This window comes from Acinetobacter sp. RUH 2624, assembly GCF_000162375.2.
Taxonomy (GTDB): Bacteria; Pseudomonadota; Gammaproteobacteria; order Pseudomonadales; family Moraxellaceae; genus Acinetobacter; species Acinetobacter nosocomialis.
On sequence record NZ_KI391939.1, the window covers coordinates 2,174,822 to 2,186,321 of the forward strand.

7 protein-coding genes and 1 pseudogene are annotated in these 11,500 nt (G+C 35.9%); 4 read left to right on the plus strand and 4 right to left on the minus strand.

All coding sequences use genetic code 11. From position 1 onward, the window contains the following. Nucleotides 1-16: 16 nt before the first annotated feature. Nucleotides 17-355 (minus strand): hypothetical protein, encoded by a 339-nt coding sequence (locus tag HMPREF0014_RS16865; protein ID WP_004885599.1) that lies wholly within the window; start codon nt 353-355, stop codon nt 17-19. Nucleotides 356-800: 445 nt separating this feature from the next. Further along, nucleotides 801-1,739 (minus strand): bifunctional helix-turn-helix transcriptional regulator/GNAT family N-acetyltransferase, encoded by a 939-nt coding sequence (locus HMPREF0014_RS16870; protein ID WP_004885597.1) that lies wholly within the window; start codon nt 1,737-1,739, stop codon nt 801-803. 476 nt (nt 1,740-2,215) lie between these two features. Between HMPREF0014_RS16870 and HMPREF0014_RS16875 the strand changes: the two genes are divergently transcribed. Continuing rightward, nucleotides 2,216-2,473: a YjhX family toxin gene (locus HMPREF0014_RS16875; RefSeq protein WP_004885596.1), complete on the plus strand. Its 258-nt coding sequence runs from the start codon at nt 2,216-2,218 to the stop codon at nt 2,471-2,473. A gap of 33 nt (nt 2,474-2,506) precedes the next feature. Next, the gene (locus HMPREF0014_RS16880) at nt 2,507-3,013 is read left to right on the plus strand and encodes an N-acetyltransferase (protein ID WP_004885594.1); all 507 of its coding nucleotides are present in this window, start codon (nt 2,507-2,509) and stop codon (nt 3,011-3,013) included. A gap of 69 nt (nt 3,014-3,082) precedes the next feature. On the opposite strand, the gene posA is transcribed toward HMPREF0014_RS16880, so the two are convergent. Further along, nucleotides 3,083-7,081: a delta-poly-L-ornithine synthetase PosA gene (posA, locus tag HMPREF0014_RS16885; RefSeq protein WP_004885591.1), complete on the minus strand. Its 3,999-nt coding sequence runs from the start codon at nt 7,079-7,081 to the stop codon at nt 3,083-3,085. Between the two features lie 619 nt (nt 7,082-7,700). Here posA and HMPREF0014_RS16890 point away from each other — a divergent pair. Together HMPREF0014_RS16890 and HMPREF0014_RS16895 are read left to right on the plus strand one after the other, a co-directional pair. Further along, nucleotides 7,701-8,220 (plus strand): annotated as a pseudogene (locus HMPREF0014_RS16890) (SgcJ/EcaC family oxidoreductase). A 243-nt stretch (nt 8,221-8,463) separates the two neighbouring features. Next, nucleotides 8,464-9,738 (plus strand): site-specific integrase, encoded by a 1,275-nt coding sequence (locus tag HMPREF0014_RS16895; protein WP_006580537.1) that lies wholly within the window; start codon nt 8,464-8,466, stop codon nt 9,736-9,738. A gap of 142 nt (nt 9,739-9,880) precedes the next feature. Here HMPREF0014_RS16895 and HMPREF0014_RS16900 read toward each other — a convergent pair whose 3' ends face one another. Beyond that, nucleotides 9,881-11,338 (minus strand): UvrD-helicase domain-containing protein, encoded by a 1,458-nt coding sequence (locus HMPREF0014_RS16900; protein ID WP_006580536.1) that lies wholly within the window; start codon nt 11,336-11,338, stop codon nt 9,881-9,883. Nucleotides 11,339-11,500: the final 162 nt, after the last annotated feature.

The following is an 11,500-nucleotide window of genomic DNA, read 5'->3' on the forward strand; positions in this document are numbered from 1 at the left end:
ATAATATCACTTTATGCTATTTATTTGATATTTTATTAAAATATTCACGATCACGACTAAGCCTTATGTTGTTACTTAAATCAGTGCTAGACTCAAGCAACAATAAATTCAGAGAAGCTTTTGCATTTATACAATCTTCTCTCTGAAAATATTTACTAGTATTTTGATCACAAGCATTTTTTACTTTTTCACTTATCTGGGGATTCATTTTGTACCAGTTAATTGATCGATCTTTTTCCTTACGAGGCACACCTTCCACATTTTTTAAAACCTCTCTAATCGGATCACGACTACACCCAGAAAATAAAAATATTACTCCTGTCAAAATTAATATTATTTTGTATAGCTTATTCACCTCTCACCCCTGTTTTTTCTAATTTTCAACAATTAATGCATTAAATATGCCAAATAAAAAAAACATAATTCAAAGATATTCATTTAAAAAATGCACAAAAATATACTAATATTGCACTGTAATGATCCTTTCTAGCTTCTTTTTTTAGCAATCATTTTAAAATATAGGAAAAATTTAACCTTATAATTAACTATTTTTTATATACATATACACTAAGTATTTAAAAAAATATTCTCATTGACAAATTTAACTAAGGTAAATAGTAGAGAAATACAGATGTGGAAAGCCCCTTTTCTATAGAGGCTTTTTTTCAATTAAGTATTATTTACTTATGAACCCAAGGCACAGCTGGTGAACCAATCCAAGCAGATTTAGTCAGAATATTTTTGCCTTTCATGACCAATATTTATTTGTTCGATTTTTATAATACGGTCTTAACAAGAATCTATCGGGTAAATTGCTGCTCAAGCATGGTTTTCCCCCATTGATTTCCTTCCCATTCTTTTGTCAATTTAAAACCGAACGACTCATAAAGTTTACGAGCTGCGTCAAGACCACTAAATGTCCATAATTGCACAGCAGAGAATTCTTTTTGATCGCAAAAAGTTATAGCTTCTGCTAATAATCTTTTTCCAATACCACTACCTTGATATCCATCCTCAAGAATAAACCAACGTAAATGAGCTTCATTATTTCCTAAATCTTGGCCATCTATAGCTACAGATCCAATAATCTGATCATTATGTATAGCAAGCCAAATGTTATTATTTTCGTCATGCAGTCGTTCCGAAAACTCAGCAAGACCTAATGCAACTTTACCTTCAAAAAAATGTCCAAAGCCATAGTTTTTTGCATAATATCTTCCATGCATTTCTGCGATGCGGCCAATCATTCCAGCACGATATCCAGACACTATCTCAATATTTTTACTTACCTCAACAATTGGGTTAGTTCTACAAGCAACTAAAGCTTTTGCATATGATGTAAGACCTTGAGCAATTTGTTTCTGTTCAAATGGTTCTGAATTTTCTATAGCGCGAATTACCCTCATTTCACCATATGCATTTATTTTTTTAACCGTATTACGCCCTTTATCAGTCAATTGAAGTGATTTAGATCTACCATCATTTATTGCTTGAACTTCTTTAATTTCATCAGCTTCTATTAATTTACTGAGCATTCGACTTACACTAGATTTTTCCAATCCTAAGATTTGTGCTAACTGGATAGCAGTTATAGCACCATAATTTTCAACCTCTAACAATGTATGAACTGCTGAAGGTGAATAGTCTGTAGCAGCAAGAGTGGCATTCATAAATCCAAGTTCCCGAACCATAATTCGTGAAGATCTACGAATTTCCTCAATTAATTTGCGATCTATCATGCGAACACCTCCAAATATAGTTGCATTATACAACTATATTTGGAGGTTTTAGTCAATTATTATTTACGGGTTAATTCAAGTAACGTCTTACGAATGAAACGTAGCTAAACTACAAGGAGCAGGACAAAAGCAATTAATCACAGGTATGCATATCGGAAAATCAGGATTTGTGTATATCCATTTTATAGAACAAAAAAGATAGATATCAAATTTCATATTTAAATGAATGTCATTAACCTCATAATGAATATTCTATGAATATAAAAAACATTTGTTATTAAGTGATATATACAGTTAATATATTCTTTAAATAAAAGTATCCCCCTTCTAAAAGAGGTTTATATGTTGGAGATAGTAATCATCTGATAATCACTCTCAATTTTTACTATTGAGTTGATTATCAATGTCGCAATTTTTCTGTGGTCATGTTTCTGATCACCTCTATTTGCACGTTTGATTATTATCAAGGCTCCAACATGAATCTTTCAAAGTTCGAACAACGAACTCTCCATGTCCTTGCCAAAGGCGGACATATTAAATACCAACGTAATACATCAGGCACAGTCTATTTCGTTGAATGCTATACACGAGAAGGTTTCGTGCTATCTGATTGTTCCTTAGATGTATTTAAAAAGCTAAAAGCAAAACGTTTAATCAAGTCTAAAAATAGCCAACCTTATCAAATTACATTGTTAGGGCTACAGACTGTTCGTCCTCAACTAGACAACCGTTGATATAAGTTGCTATTTATTAAGAGAAAGAAAAATATGAATATTATAATTCGAGATGAACAACCCGAAGATATTAAAAATATCGAAGAGTTAACCAAAGCAGCGTTTCTGAATGCAGAACATTCTAGCCACACCGAACAATTTATTGTGAATAGCCTTCGCAAACATAAGCAACTCACGATTTCTTTGGTCGCCACAGAAAACGACTTAATTGTAGGTCATGTGGCTATTTCACCAGTTACAATCACGTCAGGTGAAACTGGCTGGTATGGCCTAGGCCCTATATCTGTATGCCCAAATAAACAAGGAATTGGCATTGGTTCTCTTTTAATGAATGCAGCACTTCAAAAGTTGAAAGAATTAGGTGGAAAAGGTTGCGTTCTATTAGGTGATCCAAATTATTACAGTCGATTTGGTTTTAAATCATATTCAGATTTAAATTTACCTGATGTTCCAAATGAATACTTTCAAGCTATAAGTTTCAGCAAATATATTCCCTCAGGAGAAGTTTCTTATCATGAAGCATTTATGGCAACTGAATAAATAAGTTCACTTCCAACACATAATAAAAAGCCTCTATTTATAGAGGCTTTTTATTAACTTAATACTTAATTATTTATGAACCCAAGGAACGGCTGGTGAACCAATCCAAGCAGATTTAGCCGGAATGTTTTCACCTTTCATGACCAATGTTAATGGACCTAACACAGCATGGTTGCTTACGTTGGCATTATACAAAATAATACTGCGTGTATTTACCACAACATCGTTACCGATATTCACTTGCCCGATTTTCATAATACGGTCTTCAAACAAGTGAGTTTGTGGGCCCGAGAAGCTATTAAACTCAGCACGGTCACCGATGCTTACACAGTCAAATTCTGTAATATCAGCCGTATCCATATAAACATCTTTACCAATGCGAACACCTAAAATACGCAAGAAGAATGGCAGCATTGGCGTTCCTCTCAAGTAGTTTAAGAAGTTAGGAATCGCAACTGACTCATATAAGCTCGTGATCCCTTCACTTAACCATACAAACATGGTCCACATTGGAGCTGAACGTGGTTGATAACGACCAATCAAAATCCACTTCAACAATGCAACAATAACGAAGCAGCCTACACCATAGAGCAAACCAGCAAGCGTTAAAGCCAACAAACCAGTTGGAATGTTGTATTTGTTAATAACATCAATAATCTCAAGCACAATCATATAACCCACACCAATCGCAAGAGCGGCAGGTAATACAACACGAAGGCCTTCAATAAAACCACGCATTAAACGGCGCTTGATACTTGGCAAGAATGTTAAATGATCTGGATATTTCTCAGCAGCTTCACGTGCAGGTAATAACAATGGTGGAGAACCAAACCAAGTTTGTCCATCATACATTTCACGGTTATCTGGTGATTTAGATTGCACGCCAATTAAGACGTTGTCTGGTAACACGGTACCATCAGCAATATAAGCACTGTTTCCGACAAAACTACGGTTACCAATTTTGGTCGATTTTAATGTCATCCAGCCGCCTTTGATTTCTTCATCACCTAGCATCACAGCATCGGCAATAAAGCTTTCTTCACCCAAAGTCAGCATTTCTGGAATAACACCGTTTGCGGTAGAAATTTCGGTATTTTTACCTACTTTTGCACCGAGCATACGGAACCATGTTGGCGCATAAATGGTCGCAAACAAGCCATGTAAAGTTTGTAAGCTTGTTTCCAAGATTTGAGACGCAAACCATTTACGATAATACGTGCCGCCATGAACCGCATAGGTTCCAGTTTCAAGACGAGGCAATGCAATTTTACGAATGACTGAAGAAATAACAGCAGTAATCATCATCATCATTGCACTAGCTGGAATCGCTAAAATGAAATAGTAAAGTGCGATTTGCAAATGGTCGTTGGTACTAATATTAAAGACGTTTGCATCTAACCAGTCGACCAAAAGGAAGCTTGGGAAAATTGGAATAAAGAACAGACAGGCAATAATTAATGCGCTAATTCCATAATATGCATATTCAGCAATTTTACGAATAAACGATAATTTTGGACGCTCTGGCAATTTAGCGTGTTCGTCCACATGCCCAATTTTCTTCGCAGGTGTACCATCCCAAATTTCTCCGGCTGGTACCACTGTGTCATATTCAATTGAGGTTAAGGCATTTACATGAGCTTGTTTTTCTAACACTGTATTTTCTTCTAATACAGCATAAGAACCCACATAACTATCTTCTTTTAAGTGAATTGAGCCTAATACCAAGTGACCATGTTCGACTTTGGCATTTTCCAAGTTTACTTGAGAACCAATGCTCACCCCATCTTCAACAGTAAGTAAAGATGGCATACGAATATGTACTGAACTAATCGTTACGTCATGGCCGATTTTCGCACCAAGCGCTTTCAAATATAAGTTAAGTAAAGTTGAACCTGACAAAAGATAGACTGGTGAAATATTGCTAATACGGTCTGCTAACCACCAACGGAAATAAGTTAATCCCCATAATGGATATTGCCCTGCACCAACGCCTGTCATTAATAATCGTTTTACCGTAATTGAAACCACAAAACTGGCAATAATTACGCTGATATAAACCAATAAAGACATCGCGATTGCATTTGGAATACTATCTCGTGTTCCACCGGTAAAATAATGATAGGTAAAGAATGGCGCTAACCACTGCAAGATATTAATCGAGATTAAAACTGGAATAGTAATAAACTGAGCAATACCACATAACCACTTATAAGTTTGGTTACGAGGGTTATCTTGTCCAATCTGGCTATCAAATACAGTAGGCGTTGGTTGCTCTAGCATGAGTGCAGCAATTGCCCCAACCCTTCTCGCTTGATATAAGTTTTGTATAGTTAAGTGGCTATATTCCGGATGTTCACGTAGGTTCGAAATTAAAACCGCCGCTAGCAGTGAATGCCCACCTAGGTCATCAAAGAAATCTGAGTCGAGTTTAATCGGCATGTTTGGAAACAAGCGATTTAAAATTCCAAATAAAACTTCTTCGGCCAGGTTCTGTGGTTGGTCAGATTCACTTCGATCAATCACACTGGTGAGTGGTCGTGCTTTTAAAGCCTTACGGTCAATTTTTCCTGACAATAAACGCGGAACTTCTTCAATAATCTCAAAACGGTTTGGCACCATATAAGGTGGTAATCGTTGGCTGAGATTATGGCGAATCTCTTTAATTTCGATTGCTTTCTTTGCATCAATTTCTGGTGCAATAAACGCAATGAGCTGGTCAATACCGTCTTCAGGACGAAGAATAACTGCCGCAGTACCAATACCTTCAATATCGCAAAGCGCAGCTTCGATCTCACCGAGTTCAACACGGAAACCACGAATTTTTACCTGATCGTCGGCACGTCCCAAGCAATGTACTTGTCCAAATTCATCAATTTTAGCCAAGTCACCAGTACGATAGAGCGATTGTTCATCTGGACCTTCTGCCCAAGGGTTTTGAATAAACTTATCAGCCGTTAAATCAGGTCTGCCTAAATATCCTTCTGCCACACTTGGCCCGAAAATACAGAGCTCACCTGTTTCACCTTGGGGTAGTAATTCTCTTTCAGCGTTTATGACCAACATGCCATAGTTTGGTAAAGGCTTACCAATCGTAACGAGTTTGCCACGCTCCAATGCCTCAAGACTTGCTGTAACCGTAGTCTCAGTTGGACCATACGTATTAAACATTTTGTGATGAGGCAATGCCCAACGGTCAACTAGTGAATCCGGGCACATTTCCCCACCTAAGTTAATAATTCTTAAGTTAGGTACATCTTCTGGGAATAAAGCAAGTAATGTCGGTACAGCATGCAATACCGTAATGTTTTCTTGCTTTAATGTTTGGCATAAACGTTCAGGGTCACTCACAAGTGACTTAGGTGCAATCCACAATGTTGCACCAACCAAGTAAGAAAGCCAGATCTCTTCAAACGACATGTCAAAAGCAACAGAAAAGCCTTGATAGACTTTATCTTGCTCTTCAATACCCAAAACATTATTTTCACTACGTAAAAAGTGGCAAATATTTCTTTGGGTAATCACGATCCCTTTCGGCTTACCTGTTGAACCGGATGTATAAATGATATACGCAGGTTGTTCTGGGGTCGTTTTAGCTAAAGGAATATTTTCACTGAGCGGCTTTTGCAATTCAGTATTGGTCCACTTTGTTTGTGGTACTTCATCTAAATGTGCATACCATTCATCTGTAGTAATCATTCCTACAGCTTCGGCATCTTCAAGGCAAACTGCTATACGGTCAGCCGGCGTATCCATATCGAATGGAAGCCATGCTGCACCACTTAAACAAATTGCCAACTGAGCTTTTAAAAGCTCAATACCACGAGGCAACCATAACCCAACAATATGACCTGGTTTTACCCCTCTTATCGTCAAATGCTGAGCCATGATTAAAGCTTGCTGATATAACTCACCATAACTCAACGTTTTATCTGCTTCAATTAAAGCCGTCTTATCAGGAAGAGTTTGTGCAGTATGGACAAAAATATCGGCCAAGACTTCATGCTGCAAAAATTCCGGATGATACTTTCCACGAATAATATTATTCGTGTTTGTTACAAACTGGTTCATTTTTATACTCTCTTTAATTTTCTGATTTGGCTCAAATGAAGTCATGTTTGTTTTTGTGACCCATTAAAGAAATCAAGATATGTCATAAATTAAATAATTGAACTTAAATCAAGATTAAAGTTTTAGTTTTAAAGTCTATTTAATAATATATAAATTCCGATTGTTTAGGCTCATTTTTTCTAAAAAAATTAAGCTCTTAGCTACAATATTTTAATTTCACCACACTCATCAGGATGAAAAACGTACAAAAACAGCCAAGTAAAAACCTATAATTCACAAGATTTATATAACTCTAATTTTAATAAAACTAATAAATGCTATCCGATATACAAATTCTCCATATTTTAAACTTAATTGATTCATTGTGAACATTTAAAAAGTCCTAAAAATGGAAAATTCTATTTAAATTTTTAGAGGGTATTTAGTTATTAACAATATATTATAGTCATTATGAGTCATTTCTATTTATCTTATATTTTTATCTGTATTTTTCTAAAAAACCTTTGCGATTGCTTAACTCAAGCTTACATATATTTAATATCGTTTAGTTATGAGGGAACACTCCATATTTTGCGCTGCAAGTATTGTTTGTTTATATAGAATCTCAAACATATGAAGAATGAGAGCTGCTGTTACGTTTAAGCAGGTCGAAGTCCCTTCATTTATAATACATTGAAAATAGACTTAAGAACTTAAATAGTAGGGATCATATGAGTCAACACATAATAAACCCAGAAGACATTCCCCTAGCATTTCAAGCCACTTGGAATAATCATGATATGAAGGCCTTTGCAGCGCTTTTTCATCAAGATGCGACTTTTGTTAATCGTTTCGGTCATTACGTTAAAGGCATTAATGAAATTATTGCTCTTCACCAGCCTATTCATGAAACCATTTATAGCGATTCAACACTAGAGAATGAGCTCATAGACGTCACCTCTTTAACTAATGATATCTGTATTTCACATTTTTGGAGTCGTCTAACCGCAGGCTTAGCTCATCCTCAGGGTCCCCATCAAATTGATACCCTTCTTCTCACCGTCCTTGTTAAGCAAAATAACTCTTGGTGTATTCAGGCGCTAGAAAATGTGACTTTAACTAACCCACGCACAGGAGAGATCATACTTAGAAATTTATGAAACAGAGCAATATAATTTTTTAAGTAATTTATAGACATAAAAAAAAGCCCTTGTCATTAACAAGGGCTTTTAAGAATTTTGGCGGAAGCGGTGTCCGTCTAACAGTAGTCCAAAGCAATCCAAAACAATATTATAAATATATATTTTTCAATTATTTATCATTATAAATATCCAAACACGTCTTGTCTATTCCAATCATTTCCAGTATTTTATGTGGGGTAGATTGAGGGGTAAGAAAAGAGTATGCCAAAGAAATCTAAAGAGCTATCAGCACTCGGCGTAGCAAAAATTAAAACGACTGGTCGGCATTCAGTCGGTGGGGTTGATGGTCTTTATCTAAATGTCGAAGGCAACTCTCGTGTCTGGATTTTACGTGTGGTTGTCGGGAAGCGTCTAGATAAAGATGGAAAGTTAAAACCCCATCGCCGTGATATTGGTATTGGCCCCTATCCTGAAGTTTCATTAGCTGAAGCTCGCGCTAAAGCAACTGAATTAAGACTACAAATACGAAATGGCATTGATCCAATTGCCCATAAACAAGAACAACTTGAAAAGCAACGTATCCAGCAGTTAAGGAACAAAACATTCCGTGAATGTGCCAAAGTTGTGATTGCCAATAAAACCCGTGAACTCAAAAATGAAAAGCATATTGGGCAATGGTCATCAACACTAGAAACTTATATTTACCCAACTCTGGGCAATCTCACTATTAGCACTATTACCAAAGTAGATATTGCTGAAGTCCTTAAGCCTATCTGGGTTGAGAAAAATGAAACCGCAAGACGTATTCGTGGGCGTATAGAAACGATTTTTAATTATGCCAAGGCTATGGCGTATTTTGAAGGTGACAACCCTGCCGAATGGAAAGGGAATCTTGAACCAATCTTAGGTAACTTAAAGCAAGAATCCCGCCCACACCCATCCCTACCTTATGAACAGGTTGCTGAGTTTATCCAGCATCTGAGACAGAAAAAAGGAATTTCACCAAAGGCACTAGAATTTACAATTTTAACTGCATGTCGTTCTGGGGAAGTTTTTGGGGCCAAATGGCAGGAAATTGATTTTAAGAATAAAGTTTGGATCATTCCTAAAGAGCGTATGAAAGCAGACAAGGAACACCGTGTGCCCCTATCTCAAGAAGCGATTAACTTACTTGAATCAATTCAAAAATATAGCCAACCACAAGATTTCATTTTCCCAGCTCCACGTTCTGGAGAAATGCTTTCTGATATGTCACTGACTACACTGATCAAACGTATGCATGAACAAAAGCTTAAAGAAAATGGCTTAGGCTATATTGACCCAAAACAGAATCGAGTGATTACCACACATGGTTTTCGCTCTACCTTCCGCGACTGGTCAGCTGATAAGACAGATTATCCACGAGAAGTTTGCGAGCATGTTCTTGCCCATAAATTACCTGATGAAGTTGAAGCCGCTTATTTAAGAGGGGCTTACCTTGAGAAACGTAAAGCATTAATGGCGAATTGGGCTGAATTTTGTTTTCAGAAGAATTAGGGTAATTTATGCCTATTCTAGTACAGACTCCGCTCACAAAGGTTATTTAGACTCGCTATCTGAATGACTACTTTACTAGTCGATTACCAACAACATATCGAAGCTAGCTGTAAGTGGACTATCTCTATTTTTCTTATTACAATTAATACAATGAAATATCTTTCAATCTCGAAAAAAATTTATCCATCATTGATATATCTAAAACATTAATTGCTCGTGTGCATGCTACATAAAACAGCCTAGCTTCAGCATCATTCATTAATGCACCTTTTTTCTTTTCATTCCAAAAAAAATCATCACCAATCTTAACTTTTGAAAACTCCAAACCTTTGGACTTATGAGCTGTACTTACCACGCAATCATAATCTTTCGTTTGATTTAATTGCGTTATCACATTGATTAAATAAGCAGTTCCATGATTTTCTATTAATGTAACCACAGGCGTTAAATCACTATTTGGAAATTGTTCAACATATGTGCAAACTTCTACCCAACTCAAAAAACCAAAAAAATCACTTTTCTTTTCAACTTTCTGATTATTTTGTAATTTTGCTGCATCATCAAGTTGCTCTAATAGAGTCTTAGTATCCAATTTGATTTGTGGTTTATATCCATTCAAAGCCAAATCCAGAGCGGCACTCAATGCCCCTGCATTAGTTCTTGCTAAATGGGCATAAGGAGCTGGGATTTCTGAAATATATGATTTTACCCTTTCATTACCAATAAGAGGAACTCTCTCACCAAGTAATTTAAACAAAATATGATTTGCTACATTGGCAATCGGTGCACCAAACCTAAATGATTTCGTAAGCAATGTTTCTGGTATTTCTAATGACTGCATTGCGTTAACTGCTCCGCGAAATGCATAAATCTGCTGGTGCTTATCCCCCACATAAATGACCTGAGCTGCCTGCTTTCTCAAGATATCTAACATAATAGGATCAGCATCTTGAGCTTCATCAAACAATATAAATTTCGCATTAATTTCTGGATCTTTTAATGCCCAGTATTTTAAATAAATATCATGAGTAATTCGTATTTTACTACTATCATCTATTGACATTTTCCAAAGTGAATTAGCCTTATCAACTAATCCAGTTGCAAGTTCATGACAATATTGTTTATCCGCCCATTTTGGCATAGCTCTCATTAGCATATCATGAGTAATTTCATTAGAAGTGCTACGACAAAAGAAATCTAATGCTTTTGTTAAAATCAATCCTTGATCGCTTGGATCACATGTTTCAGATCTTTGATTATCAATTTCAAGAGGAATTTTATAATCTCTTAAATCAAACATCACCGCCATCGTTCGGGGTAATAATCTAGTAAAATTTAATTTTTTAGTAATAAATTTAGGGGTTTGCCTAAAAGCCATACTATGAAAAGTCTTACAATCAATATTGCTAGAAAATTTTTTAGCAGCTTCTTCCGCAATAGGTCTATTGAATGCCAAATATAAACCTTTTCGGTGAGCTAAATTGCTGCCAATAAAATTTAAGGTACTTGTTTTGCCTGCACCAGCATAAGCTGTCATTTTGAAAGTTTGACCTGAAATTGCTAACTCAATTGATTTTTCTTGTTCTTCAGTTGGTTTCATATATTAAAAATTACCCTCAATAACTTAATAACTTACTAATCTCATGTACTTCTAATAATATTGGAGCTGTAGTAAGTACGATTAAATTCTAGTCCAATTTAACAAAGTTTTAAGTTTTTGTTCTGGTCTGCCAGAATTAAATTCTTTAATAAACAATGGAAA